Genomic DNA, 22,874 nt, shown 5'->3' with positions numbered 1-22,874 from the left:
AATGATTAGGTAATCCGTTTTTGAGTTAGCTCAGCTAAGGGTGTTGACTTATGACACCGTGTCATATTATAATAAATCTATCATCAATGTGACACGGTGTCATAAGTGAGCAAGGGAGAAGAAAATATGCCAAAACAGACGTTTCTTCATTTACCAAAGGATAAACAGGAGACATTGATTCAATCAGCTAAGAAAGAATTTTCACGTGTACCTCTCCATGAAGCCTCCATTGCGAACATTATAAAAGATGCAGGTATACCGCGAGGCAGCTTTTATCAATATTTTGAGGATAAGGAAGATCTTTATTATCATCTGTTGAACCAGCTGTCTCAAGAAAATAATAAACGAATTACAGCTATTCTGAAGGAGAAGAACGGTAACCTTCTAGAGACCTTGGAGGAAGCGTTCCGTCATATGATTTCATTGCGCCATGATCCCGAACACGGGGAGCTGTTAAATCATGCTTTTCGTAACATGAACTATCGCAAAGAAAATACGATGGCGAACAGCATGTACAAAGAAAGCTTGAAAAATGAGCGATCTCAGACGTTGGAATTAGTGGATACTTCCTATTTGAATATAGAAGATAAGCAGGAATTATTGCATATCATTAAGATTGTCGGTGCTATTACGTTTCATAATCTCGTTCAGGTATTTGTTCATGACTTGACGGAAGAAGAGGCGATTACGAATTATACGACGCAGATTGATCTGATAAAAAGAGGTCTGCAAAGAAAAGAGGATATGTAATGTATAACAAGGTAATCAAGAAGAGCGACAAATTAATGAAGAAAGTAGTTGAGACACTGCAAAAACAAGGAATTAACGCTAGCCTTTGTAAACGGCCGTCTTTACAACATTAAAATTATATAAAGGGAGATAGAAAGTTGAATTCAGAAATATCACAACCAAGAAAAGTGCCATACTTAATGTTGGCTATCTTATTTGTCGGAGCGTTTGTTTCGTTCTTAAATAACTCTTTGCTAAACGTCGCATTGCCTTCCATCATGGTGGACTTGGATATCAAAGATTACTCGACCGTCCAATGGCTGGCAACTGGTTATATGCTAGTTAGTGGGGTCTTGATTCCTGCTTCAGCATTTTTAGTAACACGTTTTTCCAACCGTATGTTATTCATTACGGCTATGGCTATCTTCACAGTAGGTACAGCTTTAGCAGCCTTTGCACCTAACTTCGGCTTATTGCTAACTGGTCGTATGATTCAGGCGGCAGGCTCCTCTGTTATGGGTCCACTGCTTATGAATATTATGCTTGTCAGTTTCCCGCGTGAAAAACGTGGCGCGGCAATGGGTATTTTTGGTCTGGTTATGATTACAGCACCAGCTATCGGACCGACATTGTCCGGTTATATCGTGGAATATTATGACTGGCGTGTATTGTTTGAGATGATTCTTCCATTGGCAGTAATTAGTGTATTGCTGGCAGTTTGGAAACTAAAAAACGTGATGCCGCAAAATAAAGAAGCAACTCTTGATTATTTATCAATTGTTTTGTCTTCCATCGGTTTTGGCGGCTTGCTTTACGGCTTTAGTTCTGCCAGCTCTGACGGCTGGACTGATCCAGTTGTGTTGACAACTTTGATTGCAGGAGCGATTGCACTCGTTATTTTTGTTTTACGCCAATTGCGAATCGAAAAACCTTTGCTAGATCTTCGTGTATATAAACATCCGATGTTTGCACTAGGTTCTGTCATTTCGATTGTAAATGCCGTGGCGATGTTCTCCGGTATGATTCTGACACCGGCATACGTACAGAATGTACGCGGCATTTCGCCGTTAGATTCCGGTTTAATGATGCTTCCTGGTGCGATTATTATGGGTATAATGATGCCAATAACCGGTCGGCTTTTTGATAAATTCGGACCGCGTATCCTGGCAGCTATCGGCTTGACGATTACGGCTGTATCCACTTATATGCTAGCGCATCTGCAGCTGGATTCCAGTTATGCTTATATTATTGTTGTATATACATTGCGTATGTTCGGTATGTCTATGGTTATGATGCCAATTATGACAAATGGTCTGAACCAATTGCCGACCGCTTTGAACCCGCATGGTACAGCAGTGAATAACACAGCACAGCAAGTATCTGGTTCTATTGGTACTGCCGTCCTCGTTACGATTATGAACTCTGTAACAAAAGATGAAGCGACAAACTTGATGGCTGGCGTAGATCCAGCAACGCTGACAGAGACAGCAACTGCTTTAATGACACAAAAAGCATTGCTTGCTGGTATTCATGCTTCCTTCTATGTTGCACTTGGTATCAACATCTTGGCATTAGTGCTTGCACTGTTTGTTAAACGAGTAGATACAAGCAGCGAAGCTGTTGCGAAAATAGAGAAGACAGACATGAGTCAGGTTAAACCTGCAAACTAAAAAGAATGGATTCGGCTTTTGCCGGGTCCATTCTTTTTTTTTATTCCTAAAATTTCAATGATCGTAACGCACTCTTATATCCATGATAATCCTTATTTACTTCTTTTTAACAATGGAGCGATTGTCTGCTTGCTCTGTAAACTGTACTATTAGAGTAGTACAACTTTTGAAACTATTTAGACTAGTAACCGTATATAACTAGAAATAAAGATAAAGTGGGGGAGCATATGGAAACACAAGTAAAAGAACCGAGATATAAACTGCCCAAAGAATCATTGCGGGTCGGAATCATAGGTGACATTATTTTTGAAGCGATTATTCTGCTCATTTTTGCGGGATTATTTGTTTTGGATTTTCTGTTTAAGTGGCCGGCCTGGATAGGGATCGTGCTGCTTATTCTGTTCATTGTCTTTGTGCTGTTTAGTGTTATCGGCTATTTCACAACCGTTATTGATCATCGTAATTGGCGCTACGACATAGATGAAGAATATGTGCAGCTGCGACAGGGTGCCTGGTTCCAAAAGGATCAGCTTATTCCTGTGACAAAGATTCAATCGGTCGAAACGAAGCAAGGCCCGTTACTAAGGAAATATAAACTCCGGAAAGTCGAAATGGAGACAATGGCCGGCGACTATAGTATTCCAGGGATGCCAGAAAAGGAAGCATATGCACTGCGAGATGAAATTGCAGCGTATGCTAAAGCGAAGGAAGAGGATGACTGATGGAGACAAAACGTTATCATCCGGCTATTTTGTTGTTTGGAATTGCGAAGGCGATAAAGGCTTGGATTGTTCCGCTTGTCATTGTCACAGTTTTTAATAGTGCTGATAATTGGTGGGGAAAATATGCTGGTTATATCGTGTTGGCTATTATACTGTTATCCATTTTTCATGATGTCTTGAAATGGTTTTTTGAGAAATATGCTACAGATGACGATGCCTTTCACTTATACAGCGGAATCTTTACGAAATCTAGTCGCACAGTACCATATGAGAAAATCCAGAATGTAACAAAACATAAAAAATTGCTGCATCGTTTGTTAGGTTTGTCTGCGATTAAGTTTGAGACAGGATCGCAGGAGCAAGCAGTTGAATTCCAAGTGCTTAGAAAAGAAGAGGCAGATCGGCTGGAGCAGCTGACAAGACAGGAATCTGTGCCGACTCAGGAGGCAGCTGAAATAGAAGAGGTATTGGATGAAATTACGGCCGAAGCACCGCAGCCTAAGGGAAAGGACCGATTCATCCATTTCAAACCAACCAAAAAAGAGCTGATCAAGGCTTCCTTTACATCGTTAAGCTTCCTAATTATACCTCCGTTGCTTGTATCCTTTCTATTAAAGGCAGACATTTTCTTTGATTGGAATGATGTTCGTCAGTATTTACCTTTATTAAAGGTGTGGTGGATTTCGGGAATCGGACTTCTCATTCTGATTGTACTGTCCATGCTGATTGGGATGTGGCGAATACTGCAGAAATATGGCAACTACGAACTAGCAACAGACGATAACAACATCTACATACGGACTGGGCTCCTGGATGAATCATCGTTTTCCATTCGCAAGAATCGCGTGCAGGGAATTGAAATAGCCCAACCGCTTTTACATCGTCTTCTCGGCTTGGCTAAAATAAAGCTGATTACTACAGGTGCATTGGATTTAAGTGATGATACAGAAGAGATTAACTCCTTGTATCCTTATTTCCCTTTAGAGCGGGCATACACGTTACTCGCAGAAATACTTCCAGAATACGAAGTAAAACGAAACATGGATAAATTAGAGCCGAAAGTTCTTGTTTACCGCATGCTGCAGCCGAGCATCATTTGGCTGATTGTCACCATCACGCTGTTTTTCTGGCGGCCGGAAGTAACGGGGGTTGAAATTACATGGTGGATTGTAGCCATTGTACTGTTCTGTTTTATCGAGCTGTATCGTTATTTAGATTTCAAGCATACCCGATATTTGATTAGTGAGAATTTCTTTCAAATAAAATCAGGTGCGTTTACGACAACGATGTTTGTTACAAAGCGAAATAAAATGATTGAGATTGCCAGAATGCAAAATCCATTGCAGCGCTGGCTCGGATTAGCTACCATTACATCTATTAATCGTGCAAAGCCCGTTTTGCATAATAAGATTAAAGATATTCCTGCAATAGAAGCGGCACGTTTCTATGCATGGTTTCATCAGCGAACAGAGGATGTTCGTAAGCAATAGGCATTGAAAAGGACAGCTCACAAGGGGCTGTCCTTTTTGTTACTTTAGATATCTTTTCCTTGTTTGTTTCTTAGAGAACCATTCTTTGTCACATTATCAATGTTCCCGTCAATTGTACCTTCTGTGTACGTGTCCGTCACTTGTTCGTGTGTAACTGCTGTTCCTTGATCAATCTCGCTAGTTGCTCCATAGTCTGAAGAATCATATTGCTTCTCTGCAACTTTATTTGCATTCTCTTGCGCTCGCTTTTTTGATTTTGCCATTTTGTATTCCTCCTTCCAATTAAGCCTTAGTTTCTCAAAAATGTGCACAGAATATGCCACACTCTTTCTCTTGAAGAAATTCCCTGTAATATACAGCAAAACTCCTGTTTATTAATGGAAGTGTTTATAACAAAACCGTATTGGGAAAAATATAAATAAGAGGGCGGATATTGAAGAAATTTAGCAAGTGAAATTCATTGCATTGTAAACGCTTTCATATTAAAATGTATTTAAGCAAGAAGCTATTCTACATCCTCACAATAGAAGGAGTGGACGTGACATGAAAAAGAATGACAATAATTTTTTCGTAGGGTTATTATATGGTACAGGCTTAAGTATTCCGTTATGGGTTACTCTTATTGCAGTTGCGAAGGGGATATCGGAAGCGGTGTCCTAACAGAGCAGAAAAGCGTCAGCAGAAGCTGGCGCTTTTTTCATGTATACTAATAAGAAAAAGGAAGTATTCTAATGCAGGACTTTCATTCCGTTTACAACTTAATGCAGCGTTCATTCCCACAAGTAGAATATAGAAATTATGAGGATCAATTGGCGCTTCTGGAAAGAGGAGATTACCATATCCATACATATGTAAAAAACGGCAGCTTGGCAGCATTTTATGCGATGTATACGCTGGCTGAGCTATCTTTCATTGAACACATCGCAGTGGATGAATATTACCGGGGACAAGGACTTGGCAGTCAAATTATGCGCGAAGTAATAGCTGGAACGAAGCAGCGCATTATACTGGAAGTAGAACCTCCTGCTGATTCGATAGACGCAGCCCGGCGTGTGCGCTTTTATAAACAGCTAGGTTTTCATCTAAACGATTTTTCTTATGAGCAGCCAGCTCTGCGTCAGGGAGGAGAGGCTGTGCCTTTGCAGCTGATGAGCTATCCGCAGGCTCTTGACGCAAAGAACTTTGACCAAGTGAAACAAAACATACTCAAGCATGTTTACGGTATATAAAAGAACGCCAAAATTGGCGTTCAGCATGTCAGCGATAATCATGCTTGTCTTTCCGGTAGGAGCGGAAAGCAGTTCGAAGCGCGGCATAGCTGCCAATGGCGGCATAACCATAAAAGTATCCCATAAAGATTGCAGCTATCAAGTTGTGAGGATGAGTAAAAAGAAAAGACAACAGTAAGCCGCTCAGTAAGGCAATTGTAGGTGTATACTTACCGGGAAGCGGAAGCAAATGCTTTACAATTTGAGTAAATATGAGAACGATGGGAACACCAAGCACAGCATCCCAGAAGTTCGTCATAATCATAGGAAATTCCAACGTCCCTACCTCCTTTATATAACGTATGCTTGGTTGTCCCAACATATTAAACTTGAAATTAAAATTCCTTCTCTAAAGAAAACGGTTTAATGAAACGGATTGCTGGGGTAACAGATTATTAAGAAAACTAGCAATATAGCAGAATGGAATTTTTACAATTGACCTGCATATATGGGATGGTGTATAGTGTACGTACACTAGATATTGTGTTACGGAGGCCGGTAATATGCAAAGATACTTATTCGAGTACAAGATTCTGCCAACTGGCGAAAAGAGCGAATTCAGCTACGTAGCTGAATCTGAAGAAGAAGCTCGCCAGTCCATCCAGGAACGTGTGGCAGATTTGGAATTCGTAGAACCAGAAGAAGTCGAAATCGGCAGCTTGCTTCGCACATTGGATGCGAGCAAACATTATTACGAATGTGAAGGCTGTACCTGATTTAAAGAGACCCGAAGCTCCTCAGCTTCGGGTCTTTTTTTATAGTTTGAAAACAGCGATAGATTCATTCAACTGTCTGCTAATATGTGTCAGCTCCTCAGCTGATGTGGCGATATTGGCGACTGCTTGAATTTGATCTGCAATAGATGCAGCGATTTCTTCGACGCTGGCAGCCGTTTCTTCGGAAACACTAGATGCATTTTGGATGCTGTCTGTAATGCCATTCGTCTGCGACGTTACTTGCTTGATTTCGTCGATCAGCTTATTGCCTGCATTCTTCGTTGCTTCTGCTGCAGCTTCAATGGCTGCAAATTCAGCCGCCGTGGAAACGACGGAACGATTCAGTTGTTCTGCTTGCTGTTTATTTGATTCAATTAGGGCAACGTTCTCCGCTGCTTCTTTCGTGATAGAAGATATCATTTGCTGAATTTCTTTTGTGGCAGCATTGGATTGATCTGCAAGTTTTCGAACTTCACTCGCAACCACAGCAAAGCCCTTCCCGTGTTCTCCAGCACGCGCTGCTTCAATGCTTGCATTCAATGCAAGTAAGTTTGTCTCTTCGGTAATATTTTCAATAACATCTGTAATTTTAACGATCTGCTGCAGATTCTTATCTAGTTCTCTCATACCATCAGAAATGGCTTCCACTTTTTGCATAGACGCATCGTTTGCTGATTGTAAATCAAGCATCATCGTGCTGCCTTTCGACGTCGCATCACTTGTTTGAAGTGCAGCTTGGGCGATTGCATCACTTTGAGCGGTCATCGTTCGAATGGAATTATTGAATCCGCTCAAATGGTGCGCTGTCGTTTCCAAATCAGCTGCTTGGGAACTTGCTCCGTTGGCAATATCATCTACTGCTACACCAACTTGTTCACTGCTGGCAGAAGTTTCTTCACTCACTGCAGACAGCTCGGAGGCTGCGTCTGATACTTTGTCGCTGGATTGAATAATACTTTGTACCAAGAGGCGCAGCTCTCCTGCCATTTTTGTGAATGCATGGCTCAACACGCCAATTTCATCTTTTGATTCTTTCAGCTGCTGTTCGCGGAAATCACCGGCAGCGAGCTGGGTGGCTGCATCCGTAACTGACTTAAGCTGTACCAGTTTTGGACGCATAATGAAGTAAAATAAAACAAGACTGAGAATCGTCATACCGGCAGTAACAGCAACAATGATCCATTTTACCGTTTTTAGGCTTTCGTAGAATAAATCGGTATAAACCGTGATGCCCACTGTCCAATTCCATGGCTCGAAATAGTTCACGTAAGCCATTTTTTCCCGAACATCACCTGTCTGTTCATCGGTATCATCGTAGATAAAGAAACTGTCAGCATCATCTTCTGATTGTGCTAATGCAATCATATCTTCCCGGTTTTGCTTTGTACTATCATCTGCTGGAGCTGAGTTAATCTCTTCTCTGGGATGAAGCACCATATTCGCTTGATTATCATAAGCCAGGATGTAACCGGCACCATTTTTATAATTAAAGTTTGATTGCGATAAATTATATTCACCGGCCTCGATAGGACCATTCAAGATAACACGAGCTTTCTCTTGTGCTTCTTCTTCCGTAATTTCACCGTTTTCCACTTGTTCATTGAGCAGCGCTAGTACGCTAGTGGCACTGTTGGCCAAATGCTGCAAGTCCATTTTTCCAGCTTCAATAAGCTGATTTTTAGCTGTTAAGTAGCTGATTGTACCAACAGCCGTCCCGCAAATAATCGTAACCAATGCAACAACAATCATTAACTTTCCTGCTAAGCCATGTCTTTTTTTCATGGTCATCCCCCTTTGAACGTAGAACTGTTCACCTATATAATCGGAGTTTAAAACCAATTGTGAAGTGAAATAGGTATAGGATATAATTTTTTTGTAAGAAACAGCTAAATATTGGGAGGGGAATAGGGTATGGCAGCAATTACACACATCGGTTTGACGGTATCGGATTTAAATGCAGCGATTAATTTTTATAAGGAGGCGCTCGGATTTCGAATCATCGCAGGTCCATTTGATATAAAACCCGAAGCAGGGGATATGACCCAAGACTTGCAAGGTGATCAAGTAAAACATATTCGCAATGTCCACATGAGTGCAGCGAATCAAGTCGGTATTGAATTGTTTGAATTTATTGAACCTAAAACAATTGGAAAGACCGAAAGAAATCCATGGGATCCAGGTATGTTTCATCTTTGTGTAGTAGCGGAGGACGGAGATGTCCATCGTTTGGCGAAGAAAGTTGAAAAGACCGGCGGGAAAATTATCAGTCAATTTTGGCCGTTAAATGAAGACAGTAAATACTATCTCGTCTACTGCCAAGACCCATTCGGAAATATTATTGAAGTGTATTCTCATAGTACCGAACAGATCTTTGCGAATCGATAATGCAGCGTGTGGCTGATTCGTAATGGGCAGAAGGTTAGGAATTGCGAGAGGCGTCTGGAAAAACTAGTCTATCACCTAGAGCCTCCGGACCTTTTCTGCGAATAGGTCTACCTGCTGTTCGGCATGTCTTCTATAATTATGACAACATTCGATTCTTTGTCAGTATAGGAGGGCATGTATGATCAGAAATAGACAGCTTTTGATTGGAATATGCATCATTTTCACAGCCATCGTACTGTACCCGGCAACAGGATTTGCTCAAAGCGGTACGGTGGATGTGGACACCACATTGAATGTACGGCAAGCGCCATCCGCCTCATCAGATATCATAGGCAGCTTATCTCCAGGTGACGTTGTCGAATTGCAGGAAGTTGCCGACAATTGGGGGAGCATTTCCTATAAGGGAGAGACAGGTTATGTGAGCATGAATTACATACATATTGGGACGAGTGAATTAGCAGGAAAAGTAATCGCGATTGATGCAGGTCATGGCGGGAAAGACAGCGGCGCTATCGCAAATGGTGTGTTAGAGAAGCAAGTCGTTCTGCCAATTGCACAGAAAACGCAGGCCAAACTCCAGGCGAAAGGCGCAGAAGTAGTAATGACGAGGTCTAACGACTCCTTTATTGAGTTAGAAGAAAGAGCTAGGAAAGCAAACGCAGCCGGAGCAGATGCTTTTGTCAGTATCCATGCGAATGCAGCTTTAGCAACTGCGGCAAGTGGAACAGAGGTATTCTATTATCCGAATTCTTCAAGCGGCCATGCTTTAGCTGCTGCTGTACAGAATGGATTACTAAATCAGCTTGGATCACATAATCGCGGTGTCAAAAACGCTGACTTCAATGTGCTCCGTAACACAAGCATGCCAGCTGTATTGGCTGAAATAGGCTTTTTGACAAATGCGCCAGAAGCACAAAAACTCGCATCTGCTGCATATCAGGAAAAAGCCGCAGCCGGACTTGTGCAAGGTGTACGTGACTATATGGATTAATAAGTAAAATCCCGTAGATAAAAAGCAGCAAATCTCGTAATTTGCTGCTTTTTTGGCTAGAAAACTTGTTCAAGAAAGACTGGAATAATAAGAAATTTTGAATTCGACATCTACTGTCAATTAATTGGTAAGACTATTAGACTATTCAATGGCAAGATATTCATCTATAATAATGGCAAACTACAAAATTCTACAATGTGGAAGGGAGAAACGTATGCTGGACAAACATCTGTACCGTCGCTCATGCTTGGTCGTTATTATTGCACTCATTGCATCTGTAGCATTTTTACCAGCAAAGAGCTATGCGGCTAGTGGAACAATCGATGTATCGACGTCTCTGAATGTACGCGCTGAACCTTCGAATAATGCAGAAGTAATTGGCAAACTTCAAGGTGGACAAGCAGTTGAAATCGAGGAAATCAAGCACGATTGGGGTAAAATTGACTATTATGGGCAAGAAGGATACATAAGTATGGTATTTGTCAGCGGTGTTCAAGAAACCGCGTCGGCAGCTCCGAATGTACAGCAAACAGCGGTTCCGTCTGATACTGCAACCGAAGGATATGTTCAAGTTGCTACGTCGCTGAATGTTAGGTCAGCACCAAATATGTCTGCTGCTGTTACAGAAAGCTTATACAATGGAGAAGCAGTCTCTATAGTCTCTATTCAAGATAATTGGGCACAAATTGAGCATAACGGTAATACAGGTTATGTGAGTATGGATTATATTACAACCAGTGAGAATGAAGCGAGTTACAGCTTATCACCGCTGAAAGGAAAAACAATTGTGATTGATGCAGGTCACGGTGGAAAAGACAGCGGAGCAATTGGAGATTATTTTTATGAGAAATCTGCTGTTCTATCTATTGCATTAAAAACACAGGCGCAACTGGAGAATCTCGGGGCAAATGTCATTATGACACGAGATGACGATACATTCGTTGAATTGGAAACCCGGGCAGCTATGTCGAATGCGGCGCATGCTTCCATGTTCGTCAGCCTGCATTTAAATGCAACATCCGAGGAATATGTGAATGGAACAGAAGTGTATTATTACCCGGATGGTGATACAAGTGTACAGCTTGCCTCTACTGTACAGGAGAACTTAACATCACAACTTGGTTCCGCTGATCGCGGAACGCAAGCAGCTGATTTCAGTGTGCTGCGAAACACACAAGCACCAGCAATTTTAGCTGAAATTGGTTATATAACGAATTCGGCTGAAGCTGCTAATCTACTAACAGACAGCTACCAGCAAAAAGCGGCAACTGGAATTGTGAAAGGGCTCGAGAGCTATTATAAGTAATTATAGAAAACGATGCGGAATGTCCGCATCGTTTTTATTTTGTTAAATCTACATCAGCGACGTAATAGGAAGAATCATCAGCTTGTTCCTTATACATTTCAATGTAGATTTGATTTATTTCTTGGCCTTCTTTGTTGATGACATTACGCCAATCCTGTCGAATCTGACCTTTATTGGAAGAAGAAGTCCTCTTTGAATAGAGTCGATGTGCATCTGGGATAATCTCCTGCACATAATTGGAAATACTCCGCTCCAGCTCATGCCGGACAACTGCTTCTTTCCCTGCAGTATATGCGTATCGAAATTGCATCTTGCAGCCATTCCCCCTGTTGTGTAATGAAAAAACAAGAACGTTTGTTCCTATAAATAGTATACTGGATAAGCTGCCATGTGACTAGTGAAAAGGCAATGGAAGCCTAAAGATGTGTCAGAAAATTGAATAGCTGAGCAGAAAAGTCACAGAAATGGAAGCGATTGACTTGTAAGGTGACAAAGTATTTAGTAAACTTTAATTGTAAGGAAAGTAAAGAATGTAAGGAATATTTGAAAGAAGGGCGAAATCGTGGAATTAGCAAAGCTTAGTTCAAAAGGGCAAATTACAGTGCCGAAACATATTCGGGAAGTGCTGGACGTCGAGGAAGGGGAGCACGTAGCATTTGTGGAGGAATGCGGGATTGTATTTATGGCAAAAGCTGATCTTGATTCTATTCATGACTTGCAGGAAATTCTAAGCGACAGCAAGTTCAAGGAAGTCGTCCAGAAAGCTAAATCACTAAAATAGGAGGTACGTGTATGAATGTTCGCGAATCAGATTTACCGGGTATTGGCAAGAAGTTTGAGCTTATGACGGATAATGACGATAAAGTGGTGGTGGTTATTCATGATGACGGCCGCAGAGAAGTATACCACTATGATGATGATGATTGGGAAGAAAGCATTTCCGGTGTGACGTTCACAGATTCGGAAGCAAGACAGCTTGCTTCAATAATCGGCGGGATGACATATAAGCCGAAAGCGGTGGAAACGATTGAGGTTGCATTTGATGACCTGGTAATTGAGTGGTATAAGCTTGGACCGAGCGCGCCAATTATCGGGAAGACAATCGGGGAAATTGGCATCCGCCAAAATTACAATATTAATATTATCGGTATTATCCGGAAAGATCACTCCAAGCAGCTTAATCCTGGTGTTGATTCTGTATTCAAGAGTGGAGACACACTCGTAATCTCTGGTGAGCGAGCAGATTTGAAACGCGCCAACAATGAGCTATTTTTAAAGGAAAGGGGATAAGCGATGGATCATTTAGTTTTTGAAGTAGGAACTGCGCTTGTTTTAGTCGCAATCGCAGCCATTTTAGCCAACAAGTTAAACTTCTCCATTATTCCGTTTCTCATTATAATCGGGATGCTGGTCGGACCGCATGCACCTAATCTTGGCATTATCAATCTCCAGTTTGTCCACAGTGAAGATATTATTGCATTTCTCGGACGGATTGGTGTTCTGTTTCTCTTATTCTACTTAGGCCTCGAATTCTCGATTGGAAAGTTAATTAAATCTGGTAAATCGATTGTCGTTGGCGGCAGTATTTACATCGGAATAAACTTTGCATTAGGCTTTCTTTATCCGTTCCTGCTCGGGTTTCCGATCAAAGAGACCTTAATCATCGCAGGTATCATCACGATTAGTTCCAGCGCCATCGTAGCCAAAGTGCTTGTCGACCTGCGGCGTACTGGTAATGCTGAGACGGAGCTGATCTTAGGTATCATTATGTTTGAAGATATCTTCCTCGCTGTTTATTTATCCACTGTATCAGGCCTGATTTTAGGAGACTCCAACTCCTTGGGCGGAACGATTCTATCCATCTTAATCGCACTTGGTTATATGCTGCTGTTTTTTGTAATCGCACGAAAGGCGGCGCCTCTATTAAGCAAACTTCTGCGTATATCCTCTAATGAGGTATTTATTATTGTTGTTTTTGCTTCTCTATTTTTTATCGCCGGCTTCTCGGAAACAATTCATGTTGCCGAAGCAATCGGTGCCCTCTTACTCGGACTAGTATTCTCGGAAACAGATCAAGGAGAACGGATTGAGCATCTGGTAGTGCCGTTCCGAGATTTCTTTGGGGCCATTTTCTTCTTTAGCTTTGGTTTGAGTATTGACCCAACCACACTTGGTGATGCGGTATGGCTTGCGCTAGGTGCAGTCGTTATTACCATTATCGGAAACTTTGCCGCTGGCATGATTGCAGGACGCCGCGCCGGCTTATCGCATAAAGCATCCACAAATATTGGTTTAACCATCGTTTCTCGAGGTGAATTCTCCATCATTATGGCGAACTTAGGTATGGCCGGCGGATTGATGGGTGTGCTGCAGCCGTTCTCAGCTTTATATGTACTAATCCTTGCTATTCTTGGTCCTTTACTAACGAAGGAATCAAAATGGATCTTTCTCTTCTTGAACAAGCTATTCAAATGGCAGGAGATCAAGCCGAAGAGAGTTCGTGAATCATAAATCTTTTGAAGGCACACAGTTGTGTGCCTTCTTTACATTCTTGTAGTAATTTTACATGTATATAGCTTGCCGATGCTTCATATGGCAGGTAACATGAAAGGAACACTTGTCCAAAATTTTCTGTCGAATTTAACTTGGAAAGGAATGCTGTTATGACGAAGCTATCAACCTATCATCCTGCTGTTACGCGGATAATAGAGAATATTAATAAAGTAATTATCGGAAAAGAAGAACCGATTATCCTAAGTTTGACGGCTTTACTGGCTGGCGGTCATGTATTGCTCGAAGATGTGCCTGGAGTCGGTAAAACGATGCTTGTGCGTTCTCTTGCACGCTCTGTTGATTGTGACTTTAAACGTATTCAATTTACACCTGATTTATTGCCGTCTGATGTAACAGGTGTTTCTATTTATAATCCAAAGACGCTTGAATTTGAATTCCGTCCAGGACCCATTTTGGGCAACATTGTCTTAGCAGATGAAATCAATCGTACATCTCCGAAAACGCAGTCCTCCTTGCTGGAGGCGATGGAAGAAAAGAACATTACAGTGGAGGGCAATGCATTGCCGCTTGCGGATCCATTTTTTGTTATGGCAACGCAAAACCCAGTTGATTATGAAGGAACTTATCCGCTGCCAGAAGCACAGCTGGACCGCTTTCTGCTGAAGATTCAGATGGGTTATCCGAATGCGGCCGAGGAACTTCGTATGCTTGCATCTGTTGGCGCGAATCATCCGATTACGCGAGTAGAGCCTGTTATGACGAAGAATGAGCTTCTGCAAATGCAAAAGGATGTAACAAATGTATACATGGACCAGCAAATACAGCAGTATATCGTGAATTTGGCTCAAGCATCACGCAAACATCCAGATGTATATCTTGGCCTTAGTCCGCGCGGCTCTATTGCATTGGTTCGGGCGGCGAAAGCTTATGCGTATATCCATTATCGCGACTACGTTATTCCAGATGATGTGCAAACGCTGGCACCTTACGTGATTGGTCACCGTGTTCTGCTTCGTTCGGAAGCGCGTTTTGATGGGCTGACATCGGAGAAACTGATACAGCGTTTGTTAGAAGCAGTGGAGGTACCGGTGGAGAAGGAATCTGTACATGAAAGGTAGATTGCGCTTTGCTATGAAGTTAGGAAGCCTAATCCTGCTTGCGGGCATCCTGTTTTCTTATAGTATGTTTCAAGGCGGATTTGTCAGCTGGTTCCTGTTTTATGCCTACATGCCGATTCTGCTTTACGTGCTCATCTTGCTTTTCTACCCAATTGGAAGCTGGGATGTCGATCGTTCGCTTTCTAAGACTTATGTGAAAAGCGGCGGTGAAGTAAAAGTAGAGCTTTCTTTGCGTCGGCGTTTTCCTTTTCCGCTTTCATATGTACAAGTAGAAGATTTGTTTGACAAGTCGCTCTTAAAAATAACAAAAACGGATGGGACGATGCTCCCAGCGCAATCGCGTCAAGTGAAACAGCATATCCTTTTCCCGGGGTTCCGTAAACAACTGCAAGTTGGATATGTACTGGACAAGCTTCCGCGCGGTGAGCATCATTTGTATCGCGTGCGTATACGTACAGGTGATCCATTTCAGCTAATTATAAAAGAGGCAATATTTGACTTGCCGCAACAGCTGCATGTGTATCCTACGCCAAAGGAGATTATGCTCGGCAACCCGCCAAGTGTGTACGAGGAGGGAGCTGCTGCCGCTTTCGCTCCTCGTTCGAAACAAACCAATGTCGTTTCCGGCATCCGTGAATATACGCCAGGCGACCGTTTCAGCTGGATCGACTGGAAAGCATCGGCGCGCAAACAAGATATGATGACCAAGGAATTTGAACAAGAGAAAAGTGCGGATGTACTCGTGGCTTTGGATCGAAGAACAGCAACGCAGTCGGAGGATCTTTTTGAATACAGCATTGTGATCGTCTATTCTGTTTATCAGCAGCTAAAGCGCCGCAATGAACAAGTTGGTTTCTTAAGTATCGGCAGAGAAGTCAAATGGCTGCCGGCAACAATGGGCAGTGCACAACTGCAACGTGTCCAGCAGCATTTGACCACGGTTCGTTATGAACAAGAACCTACTCGGATACAATCACTTGCTGCAGAGCTCACGAAACAGCCAAAAGGTTCTACTGTTTATTATGTGACAACAGAGTTGGATATACGTGATTTTCCGGTATTGCGTGCACTAAGACAAAGCGGCTATTTGCTTGTTGTGTTGTACATTTGCCGTCTAGCTGAAGCAGATAGCAACTTAATTCGCGGCATTCGTCAGCTTGGACATGAAGTAGAGATATACCCAATGCAAGAAACCGCCCACAGATCGGAGGTGCGGCAGAATGCCTAGAAAAGACAAGCAAATGCAAGGCCTTCGCTACCTCGTCTATTTATGTGGATTTCTTTTATTTTGGGAGTGGCTTCGTCCGCTGGAAGAGATTAGTGATACAGGCAATTTGCCAATGTTTGTGCTGTTTACAGCGGTGTGTTTCCTGCTATCCGCGCTGAAACTGCGCTGGTGGCTTAGCTTCCTGTTAAAGCTTGTACTTACTGCAGCCGTCCTGCAAGTTATCTTAGCAGAAGAGAACTTGTTATCCGGAAGCTGGGTGGCGCTTTTCCAGGATGAAATCCAAACCAATCTGCAGCTGCTGTTTACAGGAGAGTTCACGTTACTGACACCATTTTTCCGAACGTTACTGTTTCTAATTCTTTTATGGCTGATGAGTTACCTTTTGTATTATTGGTTTATCATAGCCAATCGAATCTTCTTTTTTATTATCATGACATTTGTTTATATTGCTGTACTGGATACGTTTACGCCATACGATGGCAGCGGCCCAATTGTCCGAGTTTTTGTGCTCAGCTTCTTTGCGATGGGGATTGCTGCTTTTATAAGGATTTACCAAACTGGTGAAAAGCAGCAGCTTCCAAAGCGATTGCTGCTCTGGAGCGGTCCTTTGCTAACTTTGCTCGTTTTGTCAGCAGCAGTTGGTTATGCTGCCCCCAAGCTGCCGCCACAATGGGCAGATCCCGTGCCTTTCATTCAGAAGATGTCGGGAACGGAAAACGAAGAGGCAGGCAGCGGAGGCGTTCGAAAAGTTGGCTTTGGCGAAGACGATTCCCAGCTTGGCGGACCATTTGTCCAAGATAATTCCGTGGCTTTTTGGGCAGCGACCGAAGCTAGCGGTTATTGGCGAGCAGACAGTAAAGATGTTTACACGGGTAAAGGCTGGGAACGCTCGAGACAAGTTCAGCCGCAGAGCTTCCAAAGCGGAGAGTTACTGAATTTAGACCTTTACCAAGAAAATATAGTGACAGAGCCTCGGGAAGCCATTGTATATCCAAATGTAAATGAGGTATTAGATCGACTTCTGTATCCTTACGGTGCGCAAACATTTTTCAGCGATCCTGTTTCGGCAGCTGTGGATTCAGATTTTGGTGTAGTAGAAACATTTAATCGATCACAATACCCGAATGAACCGTATACGATTGCTTTTAACGAGCCGCAATATAATATCGAGGATTTGCAGCGAGATCCTGGTATTGAAGATCAAAATACACATAACCGCTATACACAGCTGCCTGAAACATTGCCAGATCGGGTTAGAGAGCTGGCAGCGGAGATAACAGGCTCTGAAGCTACTCGGTACGATAAAGCAAAAGCGGTCGAGCAGTACTTTAATCAAAACGGATTCCAATACCGAACACAAGACGTGCCGGTACCAGAAGAAGACCAGGATTATGTGGACCAATTTTTATTTGAGTCGAAAATTGGATATTGTGATAACTTTTCGTCTGCGATGGTTGTGCTGCTGCGGGCGGCAGATATTCCTGCTCGGTGGGTGAAAGGATTTACCGAAGGACAGCCGGGTTCTAATCCGAATGTTTCTACTCCAGATAATATGGACTCCTATGTTGTGACAAACGCCAATGCACATTCTTGGGTAGAAGTGTATTTTCCGGAGACTGGCTGGGTTCCGTTCGAGCCGACACAAGGCTTTAGCAATCCGGCAGAATTCACGAGCGAAGACGATGCAGCTCCTGAAACACCAGAAGCAGAAACGCCAGAACCGGAGCAGGAAGAGGAAGCAGCTGCACAACAACAGGAGGAGCCGCAAGCGGAAGAAGCAGAAAATGAAACAGTGCAAGCAGAAACAAGCACAGCTATTTCTCCGCTATATTGGATTATTCCAATTATCGTACTTGTGGCCGTGGCATTGCTTCTGTACGTAACCCGCTACAAATGGCTGACAGCTTATTACATTCGCAAGTATGGAAAAGAACGTTCGGAGGAAACATACGAAAAAGCATATGACTACTTGTTACGTCTGCTGGCTCATAAAGGCTATAAGCGGCAAGCCGGACAAACATTGCGAGAATACGCGCAGACAATTGATAAAGCGTACGGCAACACGCGAATGTCTGAATTAACAACCGCGTATGAGCGAATTCTCTATCGAAACGAAAATAGCGAACCTTTGTGGGAAAATGCTGTTGAATTGTGGGAAAATTTAATTAAACAAGCGGCATCTTGACCCCATTTAGGCTCATTGATAGAATAAGAGGCAATAAGCACCTTCAGACAAGTGCAGCTCAGCTGTTGATGTTGGTGAAGGCTTGAGCCGACAGCGTTACCTTTGCTGGATTCCGCCTTACTAGATGGCGCGGATTCAGCTTCTGTTTTTTCACAACGTGATAAAGGTAAAATGTGGTGCTTGCACCCGACCTGCTTATATCTAGAGAACGAACTATGAAGGAGTGGACAGACTTGGATATCGATACAGATATGATATTAGTACTGGACTTTGGCAGCCAGTACAATCAATTAATCACACGGAGAATCCGGGAGTTCGGCGTGTACAGTGAATTGCATTCCCACAGACTCACAGCAGATGAAATTCGCAAAATGAACCCGAAAGGTATCATCCTTTCCGGCGGACCGCACAGCGTTTACGATGAGAATAGTTTCCGTTGTGACGAAGAAATCTTTGAGCTAGGTATCCCAGTATTGGGTATCTGCTACGGCATGCAGCTAATGACGCAGCATTTCGGCGGAAATGTACAGCGCGCAGACAGCCGGGAATATGGCCGTGCAGAGATCACGTTGACGAATCCATCTGTTATTTTTAAAGATTCACCCGAAACACAGCTTGTGTGGATGAGCCACGGCGATAAAGTGCTTGATCCAGCACCTGGTTTCAGCGTTGATGCGACAAGCCCGTCCACCCCAGTTGCAGCGATTAGCAACAAAGAGCGCAATCTTTACGGTGTGCAGTACCACCCAGAAGTACGCCATTCCGAATACGGCAACCATATGCTGAAGCAGTTCGTATTTGACGTTTGTCATGCGAAAGCAGAATGGACGATGGAGAACTTCATCGAAATGGAAACAGAAAAAATCCGTCAGCAAGTTGGCGATCGTAATGTACTATGTGCATTGAGCGGCGGCGTGGATTCTTCTGTTGTAGCTGCCTTGATTCACAAAGCAATCGGCGATCAGCTAACATGTATTTTTGTTGATCACGGTTTGCTGCGTAAAAACGAAGGTGCAATGGTCGAGAAAACATTCCGCGATGAATTTAAAATAAACCTGATTGCTGTGCCTGCACAAGAGCGTTTCTTGAGCAAGCTTGAAGGTGTTTCTGATCCGGAACAAAAACGTAAAATCATTGGTAATGAATTCATCTACGTATTTGATGATGAAGCGTCTAAGCTAGAGAACATGGACTTCCTAGCACAAGGTACCCTTTATACAGATATCGTTGAAAGTGGTACAGAAACAGCACAGACAATCAAATCCCACCATAATGTGGGCGGACTGCCAGAAGATATGCAATTCGAATTGATTGAACCGCTGAAAACATTGTTCAAAGATGAAGTACGTGAACTTGGAACAGAACTTGGCTTGCCAGATGCTATCGTGCATCGTCAGCCATTCCCTGGACCAGGACTGGCTATCCGTGTGATCGGCGAAATCACGGAAGAGAAGCTTGAAATTGTACGTGAATCAGACGCTATCCTGCAAGAAGAAATCGTGAAAGCAGGACTAGACCGTGATATTTGGCAGTACTTCACCGTGCTTCCAGGCTTCAAGAGTGTCGGCGTAATGGGCGATGCCCGTACGTATGACTACACACTAGGTATTCGTGCGGTAACAAGCATCGACGGCATGACATCCGACTGGGCTCGTATTCCTTGGGATGTACTAGAGCGTATCTCCGTGCGCTTCGTAAATGAAGTGAACCACGTAAACCGCGTTGTGTATGATATTACAAGTAAGCCACCTGCAACGATTGAGTGGGAATAATAGAAAAAGGGCCGTGCTATCAATCCGATAGCACGGCCTTTTTTTGTGGTAAATGCGTATTTCCGCTTTGCTGTTCCTCAATCAGCTGGTTAATCGATAACAGTTCATACAAGTAGATGCTTTCAATCGGAAAATACGCTTCTTCTGGGTTTTCTGGTATTTCAATACTCCAGTACAGCCGGAACAAATCTTGAAATGGCTTATTGTTTATTGCACAACCTGTACTTGTCCAGCGAAGTAGGTTTTGCTGTACAGCTTCGGCGGCCAAAATGTAGTAATCACGCTGCTCCTTATTCCAATGCAATTGTTTGCCGCTTCGGCCAGCGTGGATTAAGTTCCACAGATGATAGTGAATGAGTGTCAGCTGTCGTGCTTCGGCAGATTCTTCTTCCAGAATCGCTTTGATTTCAGAGTTAGGAAGATGATAGCGCATTTCACTTTGCTGCTGCTGAATATATTGCTCCAGACGCAGCCGCTCTTCTGTCAGCTTTTGAAAGGATTTCGTCAGTACAAGCGCAGGATGGCTGCCTTCTGTTTGTTTGATTCTGATAGCAATAAAATCGTCTAGGAGCTGATTGGTATGGTTGATGACCACTTCCAGCTGCTGGCGTGATTTTTTAAGATAGTCAGGCGGCAGTATCACCATATTTACGATAGTCGAAATAACAATTCCAATCACACTGCCTCCTAGCCGCGCTAAGAAGTCTATCCATAGACTAGTATGGGTTACGTCAATCATGGCAACAGCAGTTATGGTCGCTACAATTAAGCCAGCATGCAGCTTCAACTTGTAACAGACGACAATCGTCAAAAAAGCCGCTGCCGTATAGGTCAGCGGAGAAGCACCGAATAGATAGATGGATAATACGGCAAATGCTGCTCCGATCATACTGGCAGGTAAACGAATTAATCCTTTTTGAATAGATGCATGAATGGTCGGTTCAATCGTAACAATCGCGGCAACCACTGCAAATGCCGGTGTTATTTGTACGAACTCACATAATAATGCAGTAAAAAATACGGCAATGCCCGTCTTAATGACGCGGTTGCCGATAATAGGTTTCTTCACTTTCTGTCAACACCTTTAATCTAACATGTTTACATTAAAACAAAGTACAGAAAGGATGGCAATGGGCGGAATTGGTAAATTTATAGGACTTGCTGTTTGATTTTCGTGTACGTGGTATAAGCGTCCTGCATTTCGGGTAAACAAAGAAAACACTTGGACCGGAAATACGGGGGGTAACCATGATAATCAACATGATGAAACAAAATAAAGTCCACTTTAAGCGCATTTATGGTGCGTCTAATACAATTGCCAATCTTGTGCGTTTTGATTCACGTCAGGTCACAAACAATGATGTGTTTGTTTGTGTGAAAGGTACCAACCATGATGGACACGCCTACATAGAGGATGTGCTTGCTCAAGGCGCTTCTGTGATTGTCGGCACCGATGAAGATCTTTTGAAGGCACACTACCTTCAGCATGAAGACCGTACATTCCTAGCTGTAGAAGATGCCAGGCTGGCAATGGCCCAGATGGCGGTACTGCTGTCTGCTAATGCTTGGGAAAAGCTCACCACAGTTGGAGTGACGGGGACAAATGGCAAGACAACAGTCGCGGCTTACGTTCATTCTTTGCTGAATCAGCTCCAATTAAAGACAACTTCCATTGGAACCTGCGGCATCATTACATCAAAAGAAAAAATTGATTTCTTCAAAAGTACACCAACGACGCCTGAATCAGCTGATTTGCATGCGTTGTTCCAAAAGCTTGAGACTGATGGAGAAAAAGCTGTTGTGATGGAGGCAACTTCCATTGCGCTCGATCAAAAGCGCACAGCTGCCATGACATTTGATGTGGCAATTCATACAAATCTGTCACCCGAACATCTGGAGTTTCATGAAACATTTGAAAATTATAAACGTGCAAAATTAAAGCTGTTCCAGCAGGCAAAAAGCGCAGTTGTAAATCTGGACGATGAGGGGATGGCTCAAGATATCTTGAATAGCTATTCAGGTGACTTGATGACCTACAGTTTGAATCCAGAAAGTAAGGCAGATGTAATTGCACAGCAACTTCACACAGATGCGCATGGAACGCATTTCGAGCTGGTGATAGGCGGAAAAGTCTACCCAGCGCACGCGCCGATTTTCGGCCAATACAATGTCGCTAACCTGCTGTCTGCAATATGCACAGCTATCCAGCTTGGATATGATATCGAAGCTATTGTAGAGACATCGGAGACGATTGAAAGCCCTGAAGGACGATTTGAAGTGATCGAGGAGTATGGCGAAAGAAAAATTATTCTCGACTACGCGCATACACCAGTGGCTTTGGATCAACTGCTTATTGCTGTAAATGCAATTCCGCATCGACGTCTGATTGTCATGATTATGGGAATCGGCATTCGAGACTTTGCTAAAATGCCAAAAATGGCACAGACAGTGGAAGGCAGAGCAGATGAGATTGTCGTATCTGTTGATCATCCAGGCTATAATAATCCAAAAGATGTTATTAAAGCAGTTTGTGACGGTTTTTCCAGTAAGCAACCTGTATCTACCGCAGAAACAAGAAAAGAGGCAGTGCGGCTTGCACTTGATCTTAGCGGAGAAGGTGACATTGTCCTGCTGACAAGCGGACAAATCAACGGTGCCCAGCTCGTAAAAGGGGAAGCAATTCCGCATTCTGATCATGCTATTATTCAAGCATATTTTACAAACACCACTTCTAAAAAAATGCAATCGACTATCAGCTGAATAACTTGGAAACGATTACT

General features: G+C 43.1%; 22 protein-coding genes. 17 read left to right on the top strand and 5 right to left on the bottom strand.

Annotated features, from left to right (window positions below; genetic code table 11):
* Positions 1-126: 126 nt before the first annotated feature.
* From B1K52_RS02000 to B1K52_RS01985, 4 genes are all read left to right on the top strand, one after another.
* Positions 127-750: a TetR/AcrR family transcriptional regulator gene (locus B1K52_RS02000; RefSeq protein ID WP_077304835.1), complete on the top strand. Its 624-nt coding sequence runs from the start codon at positions 127-129 to the stop codon at positions 748-750.
* 179 nt (positions 751-929) lie between these two features.
* Positions 930-2,399 (top strand): DHA2 family efflux MFS transporter permease subunit, encoded by a 1,470-nt coding sequence (locus B1K52_RS01995; protein WP_077305841.1) that lies wholly within the window; start codon positions 930-932, stop codon positions 2,397-2,399.
* A gap of 227 nt (positions 2,400-2,626) precedes the next feature.
* Positions 2,627-3,121 (top strand): PH domain-containing protein, encoded by a 495-nt coding sequence (locus B1K52_RS01990; RefSeq protein WP_077304832.1) that lies wholly within the window; start codon positions 2,627-2,629, stop codon positions 3,119-3,121.
* On the top strand, positions 3,121-4,611 hold the full coding sequence (locus tag B1K52_RS01985; protein ID WP_077304829.1) for a PH domain-containing protein: 1,491 nt from the start codon (positions 3,121-3,123) through the stop codon (positions 4,609-4,611). Before B1K52_RS01990 ends, B1K52_RS01985 begins: the two co-directional genes overlap by 1 nt.
* A 44-nt stretch (positions 4,612-4,655) precedes the next feature.
* Here B1K52_RS01985 and B1K52_RS01980 read toward each other — a convergent pair whose 3' ends face one another.
* The gene (locus tag B1K52_RS01980) at positions 4,656-4,874 is read right to left on the bottom strand and encodes a YozQ family protein (protein ID WP_077304826.1); all 219 of its coding nucleotides are present in this window, start codon (positions 4,872-4,874) and stop codon (positions 4,656-4,658) included.
* 468 nt (positions 4,875-5,342) lie between these two features.
* On the opposite strand from B1K52_RS01980, the gene B1K52_RS01975 reads away from it, so the two are divergent.
* A complete protein-coding gene (locus tag B1K52_RS01975; RefSeq protein WP_077304823.1) occupies positions 5,343-5,840 on the top strand; it encodes a GNAT family N-acetyltransferase in 498 nt (165 codons plus the stop codon).
* A 28-nt stretch (positions 5,841-5,868) separates the two neighbouring features.
* Here B1K52_RS01975 and B1K52_RS01970 read toward each other — a convergent pair whose 3' ends face one another.
* Positions 5,869-6,156, bottom strand: coding sequence for a hypothetical protein (locus B1K52_RS01970; protein ID WP_077304820.1), 288 nt, complete (start codon positions 6,154-6,156; stop codon positions 5,869-5,871).
* Between the two features lie 226 nt (positions 6,157-6,382).
* Here B1K52_RS01970 and B1K52_RS01965 point away from each other — a divergent pair, with 226 nt between their 5' ends.
* A complete protein-coding gene (locus B1K52_RS01965; RefSeq protein ID WP_077304818.1) occupies positions 6,383-6,595 on the top strand; it encodes a hypothetical protein in 213 nt (70 codons plus the stop codon).
* A 39-nt stretch (positions 6,596-6,634) separates the two neighbouring features.
* Here the strand turns inward: B1K52_RS01965 and B1K52_RS01960 are convergent, their stop codons facing one another.
* Positions 6,635-8,377, bottom strand: coding sequence for a methyl-accepting chemotaxis protein (locus B1K52_RS01960; RefSeq protein WP_179106427.1), 1,743 nt, complete (start codon positions 8,375-8,377; stop codon positions 6,635-6,637).
* 129 nt (positions 8,378-8,506) lie between these two features.
* Here B1K52_RS01960 and B1K52_RS01955 point away from each other — a divergent pair, with 129 nt between their 5' ends.
* The 3 genes from B1K52_RS01955 to B1K52_RS01945 all read left to right on the top strand — a co-directional run bounded on the left by B1K52_RS01955 (position 8,507) and on the right by B1K52_RS01945 (position 11,277).
* Positions 8,507-8,980 (top strand): VOC family protein, encoded by a 474-nt coding sequence (locus B1K52_RS01955; protein ID WP_077304813.1) that lies wholly within the window; start codon positions 8,507-8,509, stop codon positions 8,978-8,980.
* A gap of 178 nt (positions 8,981-9,158) precedes the next feature.
* On the top strand, positions 9,159-9,971 hold the full coding sequence (locus tag B1K52_RS01950; protein ID WP_077304810.1) for an N-acetylmuramoyl-L-alanine amidase: 813 nt from the start codon (positions 9,159-9,161) through the stop codon (positions 9,969-9,971).
* A gap of 214 nt (positions 9,972-10,185) precedes the next feature.
* On the top strand, positions 10,186-11,277 hold the full coding sequence (locus B1K52_RS01945) for an N-acetylmuramoyl-L-alanine amidase family protein (protein ID WP_179106426.1): 1,092 nt from the start codon (positions 10,186-10,188) through the stop codon (positions 11,275-11,277).
* Between the two features lie 34 nt (positions 11,278-11,311).
* On the opposite strand, the gene B1K52_RS01940 is transcribed toward B1K52_RS01945, so the two are convergent.
* Complete coding sequence (locus B1K52_RS01940; protein WP_077304804.1) at positions 11,312-11,587, bottom strand: hypothetical protein; 276 nt, start codon at positions 11,585-11,587, stop codon at positions 11,312-11,314.
* Between the two features lie 252 nt (positions 11,588-11,839).
* Between B1K52_RS01940 and B1K52_RS01935 the strand changes: the two genes are divergently transcribed.
* The 7 genes from B1K52_RS01935 to guaA all read left to right on the top strand — a co-directional run bounded on the left by B1K52_RS01935 (position 11,840) and on the right by guaA (position 20,094).
* A complete protein-coding gene (locus tag B1K52_RS01935) occupies positions 11,840-12,058 on the top strand; it encodes an AbrB/MazE/SpoVT family DNA-binding domain-containing protein (RefSeq protein WP_077304801.1) in 219 nt (72 codons plus the stop codon).
* 11 nt (positions 12,059-12,069) lie between these two features.
* Positions 12,070-12,567, top strand: coding sequence for a cation:proton antiporter regulatory subunit (locus B1K52_RS01930; RefSeq protein ID WP_077304798.1), 498 nt, complete (start codon positions 12,070-12,072; stop codon positions 12,565-12,567).
* 3 nt (positions 12,568-12,570) lie between these two features.
* Positions 12,571-13,788: a cation:proton antiporter gene (locus tag B1K52_RS01925; protein WP_077304795.1), complete on the top strand. Its 1,218-nt coding sequence runs from the start codon at positions 12,571-12,573 to the stop codon at positions 13,786-13,788.
* Positions 13,789-13,940: 152 nt separating this feature from the next.
* Positions 13,941-14,909 (top strand): AAA family ATPase, encoded by a 969-nt coding sequence (locus B1K52_RS01920; RefSeq protein WP_077304792.1) that lies wholly within the window; start codon positions 13,941-13,943, stop codon positions 14,907-14,909.
* Positions 14,899-16,137, top strand: a complete 1,239-nt coding sequence (locus B1K52_RS01915; RefSeq protein ID WP_077304789.1) for a DUF58 domain-containing protein — start codon at positions 14,899-14,901, stop codon at positions 16,135-16,137. Before B1K52_RS01920 ends, B1K52_RS01915 begins: the two co-directional genes overlap by 11 nt.
* Positions 16,130-18,322: a transglutaminase TgpA family protein gene (locus B1K52_RS01910; protein ID WP_077304786.1), complete on the top strand. Its 2,193-nt coding sequence runs from the start codon at positions 16,130-16,132 to the stop codon at positions 18,320-18,322. Before B1K52_RS01915 ends, B1K52_RS01910 begins: the two co-directional genes overlap by 8 nt.
* Positions 18,323-18,573: 251 nt before the next feature.
* Positions 18,574-20,094 (top strand): glutamine-hydrolyzing GMP synthase, encoded by a 1,521-nt coding sequence (guaA, locus tag B1K52_RS01905; RefSeq protein ID WP_371747623.1) that lies wholly within the window; start codon positions 18,574-18,576, stop codon positions 20,092-20,094.
* Positions 20,095-20,113: 19 nt separating this feature from the next.
* Here the strand turns inward: guaA and B1K52_RS01900 are convergent, their stop codons facing one another.
* A complete protein-coding gene (locus B1K52_RS01900) occupies positions 20,114-21,163 on the bottom strand; it encodes an FUSC family protein (RefSeq protein WP_077304780.1) in 1,050 nt (349 codons plus the stop codon).
* A 179-nt stretch (positions 21,164-21,342) separates the two neighbouring features.
* Here B1K52_RS01900 and B1K52_RS01895 point away from each other — a divergent pair, with 179 nt between their 5' ends.
* Positions 21,343-22,854, top strand: coding sequence for a UDP-N-acetylmuramoyl-L-alanyl-D-glutamate--2,6-diaminopimelate ligase (locus B1K52_RS01895; RefSeq protein WP_077304777.1), 1,512 nt, complete (start codon positions 21,343-21,345; stop codon positions 22,852-22,854).
* Positions 22,855-22,874 lie beyond the last annotated feature (20 nt).

The organism is Terribacillus halophilus (assembly GCF_900162685.1).
Taxonomy (GTDB): domain Bacteria; phylum Bacillota; class Bacilli; order Bacillales; family Amphibacillaceae; genus Terribacillus; species Terribacillus halophilus_A.
The sequence above is the reverse complement of the archived record's forward strand: the minus strand, read 5'-3'. Positions and strand labels throughout refer to the sequence as shown.

Coding starts and splice junctions, on each gene's coding strand:
- B1K52_RS02000 (WP_077304835.1), top strand. CDS start 127: ATGCCAAAACAGACGTTTCTTCATTTACCAAAGGATAAACAGGAGACA.
- B1K52_RS01995 (WP_077305841.1), top strand. CDS start 930: ATGTTGGCTATCTTATTTGTCGGAGCGTTTGTTTCGTTCTTAAATAAC.
- B1K52_RS01990 (WP_077304832.1), top strand. CDS start 2,627: ATGGAAACACAAGTAAAAGAACCGAGATATAAACTGCCCAAAGAATCA.
- B1K52_RS01985 (WP_077304829.1), top strand. CDS start 3,121: ATGGAGACAAAACGTTATCATCCGGCTATTTTGTTGTTTGGAATTGCG.
- B1K52_RS01980 (WP_077304826.1), bottom strand. CDS start 4,874: ATGGCAAAATCAAAAAAGCGAGCGCAAGAGAATGCAAATAAAGTTGCA.
- B1K52_RS01975 (WP_077304823.1), top strand. CDS start 5,343: ATGCAGGACTTTCATTCCGTTTACAACTTAATGCAGCGTTCATTCCCA.
- B1K52_RS01965 (WP_077304818.1), top strand. CDS start 6,383: ATGCAAAGATACTTATTCGAGTACAAGATTCTGCCAACTGGCGAAAAG.
- B1K52_RS01960 (WP_179106427.1), bottom strand. CDS start 8,377: ATGAAAAAAAGACATGGCTTAGCAGGAAAGTTAATGATTGTTGTTGCA.
- B1K52_RS01955 (WP_077304813.1), top strand. CDS start 8,507: ATGGCAGCAATTACACACATCGGTTTGACGGTATCGGATTTAAATGCA.
- B1K52_RS01950 (WP_077304810.1), top strand. CDS start 9,159: ATGATCAGAAATAGACAGCTTTTGATTGGAATATGCATCATTTTCACA.
- B1K52_RS01945 (WP_179106426.1), top strand. CDS start 10,186: ATGCTGGACAAACATCTGTACCGTCGCTCATGCTTGGTCGTTATTATT.
- B1K52_RS01940 (WP_077304804.1), bottom strand. CDS start 11,587: ATGCAATTTCGATACGCATATACTGCAGGGAAAGAAGCAGTTGTCCGG.
- B1K52_RS01930 (WP_077304798.1), top strand. CDS start 12,070: ATGAATGTTCGCGAATCAGATTTACCGGGTATTGGCAAGAAGTTTGAG.
- B1K52_RS01925 (WP_077304795.1), top strand. CDS start 12,571: ATGGATCATTTAGTTTTTGAAGTAGGAACTGCGCTTGTTTTAGTCGCA.
- B1K52_RS01920 (WP_077304792.1), top strand. CDS start 13,941: ATGACGAAGCTATCAACCTATCATCCTGCTGTTACGCGGATAATAGAG.
- B1K52_RS01915 (WP_077304789.1), top strand. CDS start 14,899: ATGAAAGGTAGATTGCGCTTTGCTATGAAGTTAGGAAGCCTAATCCTG.
- B1K52_RS01910 (WP_077304786.1), top strand. CDS start 16,130: ATGCCTAGAAAAGACAAGCAAATGCAAGGCCTTCGCTACCTCGTCTAT.
- guaA (WP_371747623.1), top strand. CDS start 18,574: ATGATATTAGTACTGGACTTTGGCAGCCAGTACAATCAATTAATCACA.
- B1K52_RS01895 (WP_077304777.1), top strand. CDS start 21,343: ATGATAATCAACATGATGAAACAAAATAAAGTCCACTTTAAGCGCATT.